General features: G+C 44.6%; 14 protein-coding genes. 8 read left to right on the forward strand and 6 right to left on the reverse strand.

What is annotated here, in order from left to right; all coding sequences use genetic code 11:
• Positions 1 to 164: 164 nt before the first annotated feature.
• On the reverse strand, positions 165 to 746 hold the full coding sequence (locus ABIX36_RS04890; protein WP_348081042.1) for a Crp/Fnr family transcriptional regulator: 582 nt from the start codon (positions 744 to 746) through the stop codon (positions 165 to 167).
• A 313-nt stretch (positions 747 to 1,059) separates the two neighbouring features.
• Here ABIX36_RS04890 and ABIX36_RS04895 point away from each other — a divergent pair, with 313 nt between their 5' ends.
• Together ABIX36_RS04895 and ABIX36_RS04900 are read left to right on the forward strand one after the other, a co-directional pair.
• Positions 1,060 to 1,794 (forward strand): hypothetical protein, encoded by a 735-nt coding sequence (locus ABIX36_RS04895; RefSeq protein WP_348081043.1) that lies wholly within the window; start codon positions 1,060 to 1,062, stop codon positions 1,792 to 1,794.
• A gap of 44 nt (positions 1,795 to 1,838) precedes the next feature.
• Positions 1,839 to 3,290 (forward strand): family 43 glycosylhydrolase, encoded by a 1,452-nt coding sequence (locus tag ABIX36_RS04900; RefSeq protein ID WP_348081044.1) that lies wholly within the window; start codon positions 1,839 to 1,841, stop codon positions 3,288 to 3,290.
• Positions 3,291 to 3,606: 316 nt separating this feature from the next.
• Here ABIX36_RS04900 and ABIX36_RS04905 read toward each other — a convergent pair whose 3' ends face one another.
• Together ABIX36_RS04905 and ABIX36_RS04910 are read right to left on the reverse strand one after the other, a co-directional pair.
• Positions 3,607 to 4,089 (reverse strand): hypothetical protein, encoded by a 483-nt coding sequence (locus ABIX36_RS04905; protein ID WP_348081045.1) that lies wholly within the window; start codon positions 4,087 to 4,089, stop codon positions 3,607 to 3,609.
• A 188-nt stretch (positions 4,090 to 4,277) separates the two neighbouring features.
• Positions 4,278 to 5,225 carry a T9SS type A sorting domain-containing protein gene (locus ABIX36_RS04910; protein ID WP_348081046.1) on the reverse strand — a complete coding sequence of 316 codons (948 nt, stop codon included), beginning with the start codon at positions 5,223 to 5,225 and terminating at the stop codon, positions 4,278 to 4,280.
• Positions 5,226 to 5,364: 139 nt separating this feature from the next.
• Here ABIX36_RS04910 and ABIX36_RS04915 point away from each other — a divergent pair, with 139 nt between their 5' ends.
• Together ABIX36_RS04915 and ABIX36_RS04920 are read left to right on the forward strand one after the other, a co-directional pair.
• The gene (locus ABIX36_RS04915; protein ID WP_348081047.1) at positions 5,365 to 7,182 is read left to right on the forward strand and encodes a HAMP domain-containing sensor histidine kinase; all 1,818 of its coding nucleotides are present in this window, start codon (positions 5,365 to 5,367) and stop codon (positions 7,180 to 7,182) included.
• A gap of 134 nt (positions 7,183 to 7,316) precedes the next feature.
• Positions 7,317 to 8,012, forward strand: a complete 696-nt coding sequence (locus ABIX36_RS04920; RefSeq protein WP_128535204.1) for a response regulator transcription factor — start codon at positions 7,317 to 7,319, stop codon at positions 8,010 to 8,012.
• On the opposite strand, the gene ABIX36_RS04925 is transcribed toward ABIX36_RS04920, so the two are convergent.
• Both ABIX36_RS04925 and ABIX36_RS04930 read right to left on the reverse strand, forming a co-directional pair.
• A complete protein-coding gene (locus tag ABIX36_RS04925; protein WP_348081048.1) occupies positions 8,009 to 8,368 on the reverse strand; it encodes a VOC family protein in 360 nt (119 codons plus the stop codon). The genes ABIX36_RS04920 and ABIX36_RS04925 overlap by 4 nt on opposite strands.
• Positions 8,362 to 8,607 carry a hypothetical protein gene (locus ABIX36_RS04930; protein ID WP_348081049.1) on the reverse strand — a complete coding sequence of 82 codons (246 nt, stop codon included), beginning with the start codon at positions 8,605 to 8,607 and terminating at the stop codon, positions 8,362 to 8,364. The genes ABIX36_RS04925 and ABIX36_RS04930 overlap by 7 nt, the downstream gene beginning before the upstream one ends.
• A gap of 115 nt (positions 8,608 to 8,722) precedes the next feature.
• Between ABIX36_RS04930 and ABIX36_RS04935 the strand changes: the two genes are divergently transcribed.
• Complete coding sequence (locus ABIX36_RS04935; RefSeq protein ID WP_348081050.1) at positions 8,723 to 10,312, forward strand: M20/M25/M40 family metallo-hydrolase; 1,590 nt, start codon at positions 8,723 to 8,725, stop codon at positions 10,310 to 10,312.
• Between the two features lie 346 nt (positions 10,313 to 10,658).
• The gene (locus tag ABIX36_RS04940; RefSeq protein WP_348081051.1) at positions 10,659 to 11,996 is read left to right on the forward strand and encodes a hypothetical protein; all 1,338 of its coding nucleotides are present in this window, start codon (positions 10,659 to 10,661) and stop codon (positions 11,994 to 11,996) included.
• Positions 11,997 to 12,095: 99 nt separating this feature from the next.
• Here the strand turns inward: ABIX36_RS04940 and dxs are convergent, their stop codons facing one another.
• The gene (gene dxs / locus ABIX36_RS04945) at positions 12,096 to 14,027 is read right to left on the reverse strand and encodes a 1-deoxy-D-xylulose-5-phosphate synthase (RefSeq protein WP_348081054.1); all 1,932 of its coding nucleotides are present in this window, start codon (positions 14,025 to 14,027) and stop codon (positions 12,096 to 12,098) included.
• Between the two features lie 135 nt (positions 14,028 to 14,162).
• Here dxs and ABIX36_RS04950 point away from each other — a divergent pair, with 135 nt between their 5' ends.
• Together ABIX36_RS04950 and ABIX36_RS04955 are read left to right on the forward strand one after the other, a co-directional pair.
• On the forward strand, positions 14,163 to 14,912 hold the full coding sequence (locus ABIX36_RS04950) for a segregation/condensation protein A (protein WP_348081052.1): 750 nt from the start codon (positions 14,163 to 14,165) through the stop codon (positions 14,910 to 14,912).
• A 284-nt stretch (positions 14,913 to 15,196) separates the two neighbouring features.
• Complete coding sequence (locus ABIX36_RS04955; RefSeq protein WP_348081053.1) at positions 15,197 to 15,658, forward strand: hypothetical protein; 462 nt, start codon at positions 15,197 to 15,199, stop codon at positions 15,656 to 15,658.
• Positions 15,659 to 15,855 lie beyond the last annotated feature (197 nt).

Here is a 15,855-nt window from a genome sequence, read left to right on the forward strand (position 1 = left end):
TATGGGTTAGCAGCGAAAAAATAGTACAAAAATAATTGGTTTAACGTGCAGCCGTTTCATGGGGTGCATACATTTGGATGCGGTAAATGTAGCACACCTGTTCATTTATGATGTTGATTTAGGTCAAGAAATAACATTGATTCAGATCAACAGAATTCTAATCTTTACAGTTTTGTAAAGATCTTTTTTCGCAGGCGACTTAATGTTTCTGGTGTTAAACCCAGGTAAGATGCAATCATGTGTTGTGGCACGCGCTTAGTGATGTCTGGATATATACTGAGCATTTTTATATACTTTTCCTCTGCGGAAAGTGTAAACATGTCAGTTAACCGCTTATGTTGGGCGATGTAGGCACCCCGATATTGAAGGTAATTAAATTTAAAAAATTCCGGGATGGCTTTTTCCAGATACTCATGCGATGCCTTGCTTATTAACACCAACTCGGAATTCTCAATCGCATCTATATTGAGGTGCGAATTATCGTTATTTATAAAACTGTGGAGATCAGAAATAAACCAGCCCTCTGGTGCAAACTGAATAATGCGTTGGTTAGTTTTTTCATCAAAAAGGTACGATCGTAAAAGGCCTTTGCTTACAAAAGCCACATACTTACAAACCTCCCCTTCCTGCAAGAGATATTGTCGCTTTCTTAAATTCTTTAAAATTACATGCTGACCGAAAATTTCTTTGTCAGTTTCAGTCAACGTTATGGTATTCGATAATTTAACAAAAAGAGAATCAAGCATGAGCCACTAAAATACTAAATAAACGTTGGTTAGAGATTAAAAGGATGGGTTAAAAAAAATTGCCGTCACCGCAAAATTGCCTGTTGGACGGCAGAAAAGCTTGGCAGGGCCCTTTTTCAAGAAACCCCGCGGCGGCGGCAAAGAAATGGGCCAGTCCTCTCATAAATCGTTTTTGATGCCGTATTATAAACTAAAGTTGGCTTTTATTGGCGAATAGTGTGATGCCGTCTTTTTCTGATAGTATAGTTTTGGATAAGTGGTTGTGGCAAACCACTTTTTAAAACCGGAGAAAGATTTAAGTAAAGCATCTACTATGAATATTAAACGCAATGCATTATTGCTGGCAGCCGGCTTTGTAATTTTGGCAGCATTGAGGTCACAAGCGCAGCCTCCCCCTTCAAGAGGCAGGGTTGATAGTATAACCCTAAACGATACTAACCGAAGTATCTCACCATTCTTTACCCGCGCGACCGCATTAAAGAAGACCCCGGATCCCGAGGGGTTTATTCAGCGTTGGTTACTCTTAGAGCCCATTAACAAAGCGATACGGAGTAATGTTGTGTTTACAGATAACTACCTGAAAACAGAGTTTGAAACTAATTATTTTCCAAACCAGTTTACCGTTATCCCAAAAGACGGCGAAAAAGTAAAAGTTGGCGAGCAGGAATTACTGTGGCACGCATTAGAGAGCCCGACTTTCAACCTTAAATTGTTTCGTTTTGCCTATGGTTTAAAGAAGCAAACCTATGCCGTATTGTTTTGGGCAGTAACGGTAGTTAACAGTCCGCGCGAAATAAAAAACGTAAGACTGGCGGTGGGGTCAAACGGCGGATCGACGTGGTGGCTAAATGGAAAACAGGCGGTAACGCTTGACGGAGACAGGCGTATGGTTATGGATGATTGTGTTTCCACCCGGTTTACGCTCAGCAAAGGGAAAAATATTATACGGGGTGGGTTGATCAATGGGCCCGGACTGAGTGATTTTTGCGTTCGCCTGCTGGATGAAGACGGAAAGCCGATAAAAGACCTCACTATCAGCCTGCAATAAATCAATCATCCCATTTAACACCGAATTTGTATAGCAATTGAGTTATGATGAAATTAACAGTAAAGGTAATAAGCACTATAGCCCTGTTTTTGTTGTTGGCAACCGCAACGACGGTAGCACAGATTGGCAAACCATTTATACACGATCCCTCAACGATAGCAGTATCTGATGGTAAGTATTTCACATTTGGAACATTTGGCGGAGGATTAATATCCGAAGATGGCTGGACATGGAATGAGGGCGGAGTAAGGCCAGGCAAGGGGGCCGCACCTGATGTGTTGAAAATTGGTGACCGCTACATTATTGCTTATGGTGCCACCGGAGGCGGCCTGGCGGGCGGCCATAATGGGAAAATACTCACCATGTGGAATAAATCGCTCGATCCAAAATCTCCTGATTTTAAGTATTCGGAGGCTATTGTAGTTGCCTCATCTGATGGTATTGAGGATAATGACGCGATAGATCCGGCACTTCTTTCAGACCCAACCGATGGCAGGTTATGGTTATCCTACGGCACCTATTTTGGGTATATTCGCCTGGTGGAACTCGACCCTAAAACAGGGAAACGCGTAAAAGGCAATAAAGCGTTAAATATTGCTATTGATTGCGAAGCTACAGATCTGCTATACCGCGATGGATGGTACTATTTGCTTGGCACACACGGTACCTGCTGCGACGGCCCAAACTCCACCTATAACATTGTTGTTGGCCGCGCCAGAAAAGTAACGGGCCCATACCTGGATAATATGGGAAGAGATATGTTAAAGGGAGGCGGCAAAATGGTACTTGCAGCCGGCGACAGGCTGATTGGGCCGGGACATTTTGGGCGTATTGTAGTTGGCAAAGGGGTTGAAAAGATGTCTTGCCATTACGAGGCAGATCTGGATCAAAGCGGCCGCAGTGTATTGGGCATACGCCCGTTACTATGGAAAAATGGATGGCCTGTTGGAGGGGATAACTTCAAGGAAGGGGCTTATGAGATAGAATCGGAGCGAAGGGGGTACGCCCTGGAATTAAGCGTTGATTTTACGAGGATGGCAGGCGGCATGCGGTTTAACCGTAATAATGATGAACCGGTAAAACCGGTACCGTCACAGGAACTGGCAGATGTGATTGCAGGCTGGCCAACCACAAATATTGGTGTAAGGATGGCAGATTATATGTTTCGCCCTCATCAAAAATGGACAATTTCTCCGGTCCCGGGTGCAGGAGGATACCTGGGCGGGCCCTATTATAAAATAGTAATTGCCGGTACAGACCGTGCATTAGCGGCAACCGCGGAAGCTGAACTCACAACCGTGCCAACATTTACCGGTGCGCCGGAACAATTATGGCGAATAGATCAGTTGACGGATGGGACTTACAGGATCATGCCAAAAGTGGTGCCAAACACCAAAGAGCAACTGGCTTTAGTATCCTCCGGAGACAGTACGCCCACCCTCGGCCGGTTTGATATGAATAGCGATAATTCCAAGTGGAATTTTAGGGCTCACTAAATGTTTATTTAAGTAAAATCGAACCCTCTCAAACCTGGGCTGCTGCACAGCGATATGCGCATTAATGAAATTTCTACGAATTTAATTTTACCGACGAAGCCACCTGAACAGGGCATTCAAAAAGCACAAAGGCATAAACCCGTCCGAATTCAGGAAAATGCACAGTACAGATATGGGGCGTAATTCGTGGTAGTCGCAAGTTTGCCTGGCTTGTGGTGGTTTAGTAGATCGACATTACTTTTCACGTGCATAGTTTGCATAACGGCTACCTTCCTGTGGGTAGCCTTATACGCTGCTGGCAGCGGGACTTATTTTGTTATTTAGGAACATCATAAAGTATAGAATCTGGCAGCGACTGCTTTCTGCCATAATGCTCTGCTTGATTTATAACTTCTGTTCTAAACCTATTTGCAATCCGATCTATTTCTTTATCCCCTAATAAAGTTCTATTGTTGACTAAAGTATCGGTAAGGTTTTTGCAGTAAATTGTTTCTATCCAACATGGCGCGGCGTTAAAGTTAATCATATACCATTCATCAGGATTATTTTTAAAGTGAATAATGCGCTCTTGCTCTTTTAACGGCTCTCCTGATAGGAAGATGTAATTTATCGAATCGGGGATGGTTAAGTTTTTATTTACTACGCTATCAACATATTTGGCCAAGAAAATGCTGTTTATACGGCTGTCGTTAAATGTTATACTTAAATAGCTATACTCTGTCATCTTATAACAGCCTGATAGCATAAATAAACAGACGAGTGAAAGTATTTTTTTATTTAACATGCAGTTTTTTTTCATTCTTAATAAGTTATTACAAATTGTAAAGCTGTAGTGCAACACAATATGGTGCCATTATAAGAGCTGGCTGTGGGAAAAGGCTACTCGTGCCTAACCCGGCAGGTTGCAAACTCCCTAAATATACAAAAGGCCCACCGGAATATCCGAAGAGCCTTTTTTATACGGCCACTGCAACTATCTGCGGCTACTTAATCCTCTTTCACAATCCGCTTAACGGCAACATTTGCGCCTTGCTTAACGGTTAAAAAGTAGATGCCGTTGCGGGGCAGGGTCATTTTTTTGCTGAAACTACCGCCTGCGGCTTTATCGCTCCAAAGGGCTTTGCCTTCGCTGTCGGTTAGTTTAACTTCGGCACTCGCTTTGCTATCGAGGATAAAGCTTAAGGCGGTTTTACCGGTAGAGAATTCGGGCGATAAATTCAGATCGTTAATATCCAATGCCGTTTTTTCTGTGCCGGCTATGCGTTTTGCCGTTTCTTTATTGGCATCGTTTACGCGGAAGCTTACGTTAGTGCTGATGCCGTCGTTATCGGTATTGGAGTAATTAAAAAGGTGGGTGTTTTTGCGGTTAAAGCTCATCATCCGCTCGCCGCGGCCCGGGCCGTTAAAATGGAACTGTCTTTCCATGGACATTGGCGGGCCGTCGTTAAAATCAAACGAGCGTCCATCATTAAACCTCATATTATCACCGCCGTTGTCAAATTTAAAGGCGAAGGTGCTGTCGCCACCGGGCACCTTTCTAAGGCGGAAGGTGAATTTCTTACGGATGCTATCGCCCATACCGGCGGAGAACGGCATATCCATGCCACCATCCATGCGGCGTTCTATCACCACGTCCTGATTTTTATCGCCTTTCATGCGCTGATTCCTGTGGATAACAATATCGCGGTTGCCACCCTTATCGGTGCTTTTAAAAGTGATATTGCCCATTTTATCTATCTCGCCCAGGGCGTCCTTACGTTCTTCGGGAGATAGTTTTTTAATGTCTTTACCGTTGATGGTGGTATCGCCGTTCTGTATTTTTATTTCTATATCTTTCTGCGTTTGGGCCAGCACCAGCGGTGGTAACCCCAATATGGCTATTAAGCTAAGCGAGAAGATGATCTCGATGCGTGGGTGTAAAAAAAGCTTCTTCATTTTTTATGAGGATTTAAGTTTGATTCTATCAAAGGTATAAAACACGTATTAATCAATATGTTAAATAGCCGGGGCGCAATTGTTAAATATTGTTAAATGCGCCCTTTATTAGGTTAATTAAAATATTTTTGCTGTAGAGATGAAGAAGAGGAGTATCAGTTTGATCATCGGGTTAATGGGGTTTGCGCTTTTGGGTGTGGTGGGCATGCAATATTATTTTTTGCGCCAGTCGTACCAAATGCAATCGGACCTGTTTAACCGCACGGTAGATGAAGCATTGAACAGCGTGGTTGCCAAACTGGCCAAACAGGATGCTATTACCTTTTTAAACGCCAAAACCCACGTTCGTGCTTTTACCATAAAAAACACCGCGGGAGAGGAAACTACCAAAATAAGCATCAATGGCAACAGCTTTAAAGCCTACGACTCGGTAAAGCTTAAAAAAAACCAAAGCAAGCGCGAGCGTAAGCTGGCTATATTGCGCGATAGCCTTAAACGCATGATCCTCCATAAAAAAATGGACGATGAGATATCAAGCCTTACGCAACAGGGTACGCTTAACCTGCGCATCCGTATAGAAGAGTTTACAGATGAATACGGTAACGTACAGGGTCGCATGATACCGGAGGTTGTGAAAACAGCCCGTCCCGTAAAATCGAGGGTGTATAAGTACGATACTGTGCGTGGCACTTATATAGACCCACAGTTTGGCCCGCAGGTAATCACGGTAGCTAAGCTTAACCCCTTGTGGTTACAACAACAAGCACGCTTGCAAAAAGAGAAGCAGTTTTGGCAGGTGAAAAAAATGCTGGAGGCCGATTCTTTAGCTAATATGCCGCGCAACCAAACCAAATCAAATGTGATAGCTAACCTGGCGGAGGAATATCAAAAATCTAACGAACCACTGGCCAAGCGCCTTAATGGTTTCTGGATAGATTCGCTGCTACGCTTTGAGCTGCATAATCGTGGAATAACATTGCCCTTTAGCTATGAAGTTAGCACCGTTAACAGCGATTCGCTCATCTTTTCCAGCGCGTTGGATAACACAGGAAAGAAACCGGAGTTTATAGAAGCTAATACTTATCAGAAAGCCATATTCAGCACCGAGGTATTGAATGACCCGGGGCGCATCAAGGTGTCGTTCCCGCAAAAAAACTCGCTGATATTAGGTAATATGACGGCTACCATGGGCACCACAGGCGGCCTGCTCTTTGTGCTGGTGTTCTGCTTCGGTTACACTATATTCTCTATCCTACAGCAAAAGAAAATTTCGGAGATGAAGATAGATTTCATCAATAACATGACGCATGAGTTTAAAACCCCGGTATCTACCATCATGATAGCCAGTGAGGCCCTGAAGGATGAGGAGATTGCCGAAGATAAAACACGCGTGGCCCGGCTGGCCAATGTTATTTACGAGGAGAACATACGCCTGGGCAGCCATATAGAACGGGTGCTGAACATTGCCAGGATAGAAAAGAACGATTTTAAGCTGGATAAAAAACCGGTTGATGTAAACGAAATGATCAGCATAGTGCTGGATAGCATGGCGCTTAAACTGCAGAAGTGCAATGCTATTACCAGCCTGAATTTAACTGATGATAAAACCATCATTATTGGCGACGAGCTGCATTTTAGCAATGTGCTGTATAATTTGATAGATAATGCCCTAAAATATAGTAATGACGCACCCGATATTACCATCACCACAATAAAGCGCGGCGGATACGTTTGTATTAAAGTGGCCGATAAGGGCATTGGCATGAACCGCGACCAGCAGAGCAAAATATTTGAGCAGTTTTACCGCATACCCACCGGCAACCTGCACGATGTAAAAGGCTTCGGCTTGGGGCTGAGCTACGTAAACACTATCGTAAAAAGGCTTGATGGTACCATCAGTGTAAAAAGCGAAAAAGAAAAAGGCTCGGAGTTTGAATTGAAGTTCCCCACCGCATAGCGGTGAGTCCAGATTCCGGGAAGTTGGAATTCCGGGCGATGAATTAAGCATAATATACACCATAAATCTTGCGGGATTCGGTCTTTGCCGAACTCCGGACTAAATAAACCTTACCGCCTTCCGAACTTAAGCACATGAAAAAAATACTACTTGTTGAAGATGACCCTAACCTGGGCCTGTTGTTGCAGGATTACCTGCAGCTGAAAGGCAAGTTTGATGTGGTTTTATGTAAGGATGGGGAGGAAGGCCTGCGTGCTTTTACCAAACAAGTGTACGATCTGCTGATACTGGATGTGATGATGCCCAAAAAGGACGGTTTTACGCTGGGCAAAGAGATCCGAAAGATAAACGCAGGGGTGCCCATCATCTTCGCTACGGCTAAGGCGATGATCGAAGATAAAACCATGGCCTTTAATTTAGGCGGGGATGATTACATCACCAAGCCTTTCCGTATAGAAGAACTATTGCTGCGGATAAACGCTCTGCTTAAACGCACTGATAAAAGCGATAAAAAAGTTGCCGACGATAACCCTACCCAATTTAAACTGGGCAGCTATAAGTTTGATTATACCATGCAGCTGATCACCCGTGGCGATGCACAGCAAAAACTATCTACCAAGGAAGCCGAACTGCTTCGCCTGCTTTGCCTGCGCAAGAACGAAGTGCTTACCCGCGAGGAAGCGCTGTTAAACATCTGGCATGATGATAACTACTTTAACGGCCGCAGTATGGATGTGTTTTTAAGCAAAATACGCAAGTACCTGCGCGAAGACCCGTCGGTCGAGATCATCAACGTGCATGGCAGGGGGTATAAGTTGCTTATCAATTAAGCATCGCCACCGGAGATATTCTTGCCAAAATGGATAATGTTTCCTGCGTTATTAAGGATGCTGAACTGGCGCATACCCCATTCCAAATTCTTAAGCGGCCCGTTGGGATGCACCACGCCTTGTGCCCTTAATTCTTCGTACAGCTTGTCTACGTAGGTTACGTTAATGTAGCAGCCGGTTGCTTTGGGGATCTCCGGATCTTTACAGGGCCACAGGTGGATAAACACGCCATCGCGACTGAATATGAGGTAGCCATCCCAACTGGAGTGAAAGGTAAAACCAAGCTTCTCGGTATAGAATTTTACGGTTTCTTCCTCGTTTAACGAGGCTAAGATGGGGACGGCTTTGGTTAGCATGAGCTTTTCTTTCTATAAATGATCCAATGTTTGGTTAAAGATTTGACATAGAACGCCGTGCGATCCATCTTTGGTGGCTCATCCTCCGGGTGGTTGTATTCAACACTGTTCAGATAGTTAAGTAAATCGCCTTTCTGCGACCAGTTAAGATTTAATGATTGGTAATATCTTCCTTCATTGCCGGAACGCTTTGCCTTTTCTGCAACGTATTTGGTCCAATGCAATCGGTACTCGCTCATAACCCAAATATACCTCAATTAATTATTTACTTGTAACAACTTTGTTAAATCGGGCGCTTAAATATTCCCGTTTTATTTAGATAAGTTTGTTTATTGCTTAATTAACTGATTTACAATGAAATTAAAACTACTTTACACTTGTATTGCACTTACGGGCTTAACGGCCAGCGTTTTCGCTCAGGAAACCGTTGACGCTGCGTCTGTTGCGAAGATTCGCGAAGAGGGGCTTAACCACTCTAAAGTGATGGAAATTGCCTTTAACCTTACCGATGTTTCCGGGCCGCGTTTGGCTGGTTCGCCGGGTTTAAAACGTGCGCAGGACTGGGCCGTTAACCAGCTGAAAGAATGGGGAATGGCCAACTCTAAACTGGAGGCCTGGGGTAAATTTGGTAAAGGCTGGGAAGTTCAAAAGAACTACGCCGCCATCACTGTGCCCTATTACCACGCTATTATCGCTATCCCCAAAGCCTGGACACCAGGCACCAACGGTGCTATAAAAGGCGAAGTGATATTGGTAAAAGCCGATAGCCTTGCCGACCTGGATAAATACAAAGGCAACCTTGCCGGTAAAATTGTAATATTTGATACCAAACCGCTTACCGAGCGTACTTTCAAATCAGATGCTGCCCGATACACCGATGAAGAATTGGATAAAATGGCTGCCGCTACCATGGCACCACGTGGCCAGCGTAACAATGCCTTCGACCCTAACTCACCGGCGATGACGGCAAGGCGTAAAATGATAGCCATGCGTGCCGCTATGACCACCTTTTTTGTTGACCAGAAAGTTGGGTTGATCCTGAGCCAGGGCCGCGGTACCGATGGTACTGTATTTACTACCAACGGCGCTTCTTATGCCGATACTGCAAAAACTGTTGCCCCAGAACTGGAAACCAGCAGCGAAGATTTCCAACGTATTTTACGCCTGGTGAAAGCCGGTAAAAAAGTGGAACTGGAAGCAGACATCAAAACAGAATTTTTCACAAACGATTTGCAAGGCTATAATGTTGTTGCAGAAATACCGGGTACCGATAAAAAATTGAAAGACCAGGTTATTATGATAGGCGGTCACCTTGATTCGTGGCATGCAGGTACCGGCGCTACGGATAACGCCGCCGGCAGCGCGGTAATGATGGAAGCCATGCGCATACTAAAGGCTACCGGCTTCAAACCAAAACGCACCATTCGTATTGCTTTATGGAGCAGCGAGGAGCAGGGTTTATTTGGCTCGCGTGGTTACGTGGCCGCCCATTTTGGCGACCCTAAAACCATGGCCTTAAAACCAGAGCAAGCTAAATTAGATGCTTATTATAACCTGGATAACGGTACCGGAAAGATCCGCGGTATTTATTTACAGGGCGATTCGGCTGCGGGTCCCTTATTTAAAACATGGTTAGAGCCTTTTAAAGACCTTGGCGCTACAACCGTTACCGTTAGCAACACCGGGGGTACCGATCACCAGAGCTTTGATGCCGTTGGCCTGCCGGGTTTCCAGTTCATCCAGGATGCTATAGATTACGGTACACGTACCCACCACAGCAACCAGGACACTTACGACCGCCTTATAGAGGATGATTTAAAACAAGCCGCTACCATCGTAGCATCGTTTGTGTACAACACCAGCGAACGTAAAGAAATGGTTCCGCGTAAACCGTTGCCTACAGTTGCTCCACCGCCGCCACCAGCAGCGCCTGCAAAAAAATAGTACCTGTATTTATAGATTTGACAACTTTTTAAAAGTTGTCAAATCTGAACGCTATAGAAAAAGCGATTGGCTAATAACCAATCGCTTTTTTGTTTGGAAGGTGTTCCGCTTTTAAATGTGGAACACCTATTTTTAAAATGATATTGGCTATCAGCGTTTTACAGTTTTTCGTGAAACACTTTGGAACACCCCTGTTGTTTAAGTGGCGCTTGCAAACGTCTGTTTCATAGTTGGTTATGTAAAAAGGAAATAAGTGATGTTGGGCGAGGTGGAACACCTTATTTGATTTCCATCGTCAGGCATATTGTAATAGCTAAGCAATCGCGATAATCGTTATATTTACCTAATGAACAGAGTGTTTACCTGCCTTATATTATTGTGCTTATTATTTACCTCCTGTGTAAAAAACCAGGGAGTTGGTCCGGGCAGCAAAAAGCCGGATAGTACCGAAGTTAAGAGCAGTATTACAGTTGTTGGCGGCTCCGCTCAGGCCGATACGGTGGGGAAAGCGCTGGTAGATTCCATCGTGGTAAAAATAAACGAGCCGGGTACCAGGCTTAATAAGCTGTTTGTAAAGATTTTCCAAAAAACGCTTTGCAACGGCGATACGGTAATAGAGCGTTCCATCAAAAACGGGGGCAACGTAAGCTTTAAGTGGAAGCTGAGCGGCCAACCGGGTGTGCAGACGCTTGATTTTAAAGTGCTTGATAGCGCGCTAAATGTTATCGACTCGATAAAAGTAACCGCTACCGCCATAGCGCCCAAGCCCGGATGGCATGTTGCATCATGCACGATACCTGATCATAATTATGTAAACAGTTTTGCCATGCTAAGCACAGGGAGGCTGATGGTGAGTTATTTTAGTTCGGCTTTGCCGCAGTACAGTGATGATAATGGTATTTCGTGGCATTCGTTCACTTATAATTTTATTGCTTACACAGAGAAGATAATTGTGAGTCCAACAGATGAGATCTATATAGCGGCTAACAATAATTCTGTTTACTATTCGCCCGGCTTTGGACAGCCCTGGCAATTCATAGAGATCGACTATCATAATGTAGAATGGCCCCATGACCTGGCACTAACGACCGCAGGTAAATTAATTTATACCTCTAAAGGAGGCGGTATTTTTATTCGTAACAAGAAAGGAGACCTCTTTACCAAAATACGAGGTTCGAACAGTTCTCAAAGTATGGATCTGACTTACATGGCGAGCACCGAAAATGACGACCACTATTTTATCCAGGTTTCTCTTTTTGTGCCTAAACTTGTTAAACTTGACCACACTACACTTAACCTGGTTAATGTAACAGGCTTGCCCGTTACTACTGCCAGCACTTTTTATATTGATGATAAAGGTGTGATGTATGTTGGCGGTTTTAACAGCCTCACCGGCATGGCAGAGTTACATCAATCTAAAGATAATGGCGCAACCTGGAGCAAGATATTCAGCCGCGCCTACACAGCGAGTTTTTACGATACCTGCCTGTATCATTTTAGTAAACAGGTTGATGGTAGTTATTATTTTGTGATAGGGAATGAGCATTTTAAAACAGCAGATTTTAAAACTTTCACGCAGATAAACATAGCGGTAAATACTTACTCCAATCAATATATCCTGGCTAAGAACAACTACTTCATAATTAATTCTTTCCCGCCGGTTTTGCAGTACCTGGTGCAATAGGTTGCCAAGTTGATTCCATAAAAAAAGAGCGATTGGCATAACCATTCGCTCTTTTTTATTTTTATCTTATTTCTTGATTCTTGACTCTTTCGTCTGTCCTTACGACGCTATCGTATGCTTATTGCACTTAATATCTAAACTCTGCACTTTGGCAACTATTGATGCGGCATCGTAACCGCATTCGGCCCAAAGTTCGGGTTGTTCGCCGTGCTCGATGATCTTATCGGGGATGCCGAGGCGGATCACGTTGGTGCCTAAGTATTTGTTATCTGCCATAAATTCTAAGAGCGCAGTACCCATACCTCCTTCAATACAGCCGTCTTCCACCGTAATTACACAGCCAAACTTGCTGAACACTTCGTGCAGCATTGCGGCATCCAAAGGTTTTACAAAGCGTAGGTCGTAATGGGCGGGGTAGTAGCCAAGGTCGTTCAGCTGCGAGGTTGCTTTTACCACTTCGTTGCCTATGGCACCGATAGATACAATCGCAACATCTTCACCATCGCAAATTTTGCGGCCCTTACCAACCGGGATAGCCTTGAAAGGTTTGCGCCAGTCTACCATCACCCCGTTACCGCGCGGGTAACGGATGCTGAACGGGCCCATATTTTCCAGCTGAGCGGTATACATCAGGTTGCGCAGTTCTTCCTCATTCATGGGGGCAGATACCGTCATGTTGGGGATGCAGCGCATAAAGGCAAGGTCGTAAGCGCCGTGGTGTGTTGGTCCGTCGGCACCGGCTATGCCGGCACGGTCCAGGCAAAACACTACATTGAGCTTTTGGATGGCCACATCGTGGATCACCTGGTCGTAAGCGCGCTGCATAAAGCTGCTGTAGATGTTACAGAAAGGCACAAGCCCCTGTGTAGCCAGTCCCGCAGAAAAAGTAACGGCGTGCTGCTCGGCAATACCCACATCAAAGGCGCGGTTTGGCATAGCCTTCATCATCAGATTGAGCGAACTGCCTGATGGCATAGCCGGGGTTATCCCCATAATTTTAGGGTTAGCCTCGGCAAGTTCTATAATGGTATGGCCAAACACGTCCTGATATTTAGGCGGCTGTGGCTTATCGTATTTTGTCTTTTTTATCTCGCCGGTTATCTTATCGAACAAGCCGGGCGCGTGCCATTTGGTCTGGTCCTTTTCTGCCAGCGCATAGCCTTTACCCTTTACGGTAATGCAATGCAGCAGCTTAGGGCCGGGGATATCGCGCAGATCTTTAAGTACTTTAACCAAATGCTCCACATCGTGGCCATCTATCGGGCCAAAATAACGGAACTTAAGCGCCTCGAAGAAGTTACTGCGTTTAAGCAGGGTCCCTTTGATGCTTTTCTCCAGCTTCTTGGCTATTTTAAAAGCGTCAGGGCCTATCGCGGATATCTTGGTTAAAATGGTTGCTATATCATCCCTAAACCTGTTGTATGGCTTGGAGGTGGTAATATCTGTAAGGTATTCTTTCAGCGCCCCCACGTTAGGGTCTATCGACATGTTATTGTCGTTCAGGATCACTAAAATATTGCTGTTTTCGGTACCGGCGTGGTTAAGGGCCTCAAAAGCAAGGCCGGCGGTCATGGCGCCGTCGCCTATTACGGCTACGTGCTGCCTGTCGGTCTCGCCTTTGTATTGGGATGCCACGGCCATACCCAGCGCTGCCGAAATAGAGGTAGAGGAGTGCCCAACACCAAAAGTGTCGTAAATGCTTTCGCTGCGTTTTGGGAAACCGCTGATGCCGTTATGAATGCGGTTGGTGTGAAACTGGTCTCGACGACCGGTAAGTATCTTGTGGCCGTATGCCTGGTGGCCAACATCCCAAACCAGCTGATCGTACGGGGTGTTGAGTACGTATTGTAAGGCAACCGTTAATTCAACCGTACCCAGGCTGGCAGCAAAGTGGCCGCCGTTTACTGATACCACATCGATAATATACTGGCGCAGTTCGTTGCATACCTGTTTCAGTTCTTCTTCCTTAAATTGCTTTAAATCAGATGGATCAATGATCCTTTTTAACAAATCACCGGCGGGTACCTGCATGGACATTCTTTAGAAGTATTTAACTTACAAAGTAAGCTATATTATGTGATAAATTTAGAATGGTATAAAGGTAATTATTGTTTTGCAAATAACATTTATAATTGTTTACCGTGTTTTAACTGTATTTTTGAATTTATGTTGGATAACGACTTCGCTATTAAACTGCCCCAGTTTGAGGGTCCGTTCGACCTGCTGCTGTTTTTTATAGAGCGCGACGAACTGGACATCCACGATATCCCCATCGCTAAAATTACCGACGATTTCCTGCATTACATCCACCAAATGACCGTGCTGAACATGGAGCTGGCCAGCGAATTTATCTTTGTGGCGGCCACCCTCATGCGCATCAAAGCCAAAATGCTGCTACCCCGCTACAACACCGGCGAGGAGGAGAACGAGATGGATACCAAGGAAGGGCTGATCCGCAAGCTGATAGAATACAAAAAATTCAAGGAACTGTGCGAGGAGATCCGCCCCTGGGAGGACGAGCGCTTTAAACAGGAAAAACGCGGCAACATTAAACTGGACCTGGAGCAGGTAGAAAAAGTAGCCGTGCCCGGCGAAGAACTCTCCGAAATAAACCTGTATAAGCTGATGGTGGTGTACAACAGGGTAATGAAGCAATTTTTAACCCGCACCGAAACCGTTACCCACACCGTGGTGCAGTACCCCTACACCATCGAAAAACAAAAGCAGGCCATCCAAAACCTGCTGCAGATAAACAAGAAGCTCGATTTTAAACACATCGCCGGCAATAGCGAAAACAAGGTACACTTTGTATACAACTTTTTAGCCGTGCTGGAAATGCTGCAGCAGGAGATGATAGATATCCAGATAGGCCTCGGCTTTAATAATTTCTGGATAGCACCGAGAGGGCAGATGTGAGGATGGTGCAGATTTCAGATGTGCAGATAAAGCTCACTCAAATTTGGAAAGCTACTTTGTAGGTTGAAAATGAAATGTTAAATTGCAAGGACACTTACCGCACGCAGAGTTAATAAAGTAACATGGCCGCACAACCAGAGGAAAATATTATACAGTTTCTGATAGATAATATTGAGCCATTAGATGATAGCAACTATGGGAAGGGCTACCGTGCGGCTGTTTATTTAACCGATGGAACATTTTTGCCTTGTGTTACCTTTCGCAACCCACAAAAAACCGTTGAATTGGCTATCAGGCGTTTTAGTGAAGAACAAAAAGGCTGGGGCATTTTTAGAAACTCATCTCCCAAACGGTACCCGGACATTGTGAAAACATTTGTGACAAGCGGTAATTGTATCAATTGCTATGATATTGCGCGGGTGGAAAAGAGCAGGTTTGCCATACCAGAAAGATTAATGCGGCAAATAGAGGGCGAAACAACAATGGGCTGGACCGGATTTGCCGCAAAAATGAAGGACGGAAAGTGCTTTGGATTTGGAACAAACTTCCGCTTCGAATTTTTTGATTTGCCAGATGGGTATAATATGGCGGATGTTGAGGAGATAATCAGCCATAGCTATGTTTTGGATACAGGTGAAGTATGCTCGCACCAAATTGCGTTTTCTAAGCATCCTCAAAATTATGATAAGGCAGTTATTTATCGGGAGAAAGTTTTTTTTGAATGTTTTTTGAATGGGCTGAAATAAATTTCCCCGCCACCGCAAAAGCAATGGTAGTTCTTGTAAAACAATTATTCCCCGCGGTCGCAGGCGTCCCCGTGGCCGTTGCACAACGTATTATTTATTTGCCTGATAATTTCGTTAATATGTTGATTTTTAGTATATTAACGTCATGCAAGGCAAAAAACATTATCAAGAGAAGCTATTCACAAACTTTCAGTTGT

The sequence above is a fragment of the Mucilaginibacter sp. genome (assembly GCF_039925265.1).
Lineage (GTDB): Bacteria > Bacteroidota > Bacteroidia > Sphingobacteriales > Sphingobacteriaceae > Mucilaginibacter.

What these genes read in the sequence shown, in the direction of transcription:
- ABIX36_RS04915 (WP_348081047.1), top strand. Translation starts at nt 5,365, where the DNA reads ATGAAGAAGAGGAGTATCAGTTTGATCATCGGGTTAATGGGGTTTGCG.
- ABIX36_RS04895 (WP_348081043.1), top strand. Translation starts at nt 1,060, where the DNA reads ATGAATATTAAACGCAATGCATTATTGCTGGCAGCCGGCTTTGTAATT.
- ABIX36_RS04910 (WP_348081046.1), bottom strand. Translation starts at nt 5,225, where the DNA reads ATGAAGAAGCTTTTTTTACACCCACGCATCGAGATCATCTTCTCGCTT.
- ABIX36_RS04925 (WP_348081048.1), bottom strand. Translation starts at nt 8,368, where the DNA reads ATGCTAACCAAAGCCGTCCCCATCTTAGCCTCGTTAAACGAGGAAGAA.
- ABIX36_RS04890 (WP_348081042.1), bottom strand. Translation starts at nt 746, where the DNA reads ATGCTTGATTCTCTTTTTGTTAAATTATCGAATACCATAACGTTGACT.
- ABIX36_RS04935 (WP_348081050.1), top strand. Translation starts at nt 8,723, where the DNA reads ATGAAATTAAAACTACTTTACACTTGTATTGCACTTACGGGCTTAACG.
- ABIX36_RS04950 (WP_348081052.1), top strand. Translation starts at nt 14,163, where the DNA reads ATGTTGGATAACGACTTCGCTATTAAACTGCCCCAGTTTGAGGGTCCG.
- ABIX36_RS04920 (WP_128535204.1), top strand. Translation starts at nt 7,317, where the DNA reads ATGAAAAAAATACTACTTGTTGAAGATGACCCTAACCTGGGCCTGTTG.
- dxs (WP_348081054.1), bottom strand. Translation starts at nt 14,027, where the DNA reads ATGCAGGTACCCGCCGGTGATTTGTTAAAAAGGATCATTGATCCATCT.
- ABIX36_RS04900 (WP_348081044.1), top strand. Translation starts at nt 1,839, where the DNA reads ATGATGAAATTAACAGTAAAGGTAATAAGCACTATAGCCCTGTTTTTG.
- ABIX36_RS04905 (WP_348081045.1), bottom strand. Translation starts at nt 4,089, where the DNA reads ATGAAAAAAAACTGCATGTTAAATAAAAAAATACTTTCACTCGTCTGT.
- ABIX36_RS04940 (WP_348081051.1), top strand. Translation starts at nt 10,659, where the DNA reads ATGAACAGAGTGTTTACCTGCCTTATATTATTGTGCTTATTATTTACC.
- ABIX36_RS04930 (WP_348081049.1), bottom strand. Translation starts at nt 8,607, where the DNA reads ATGAGCGAGTACCGATTGCATTGGACCAAATACGTTGCAGAAAAGGCA.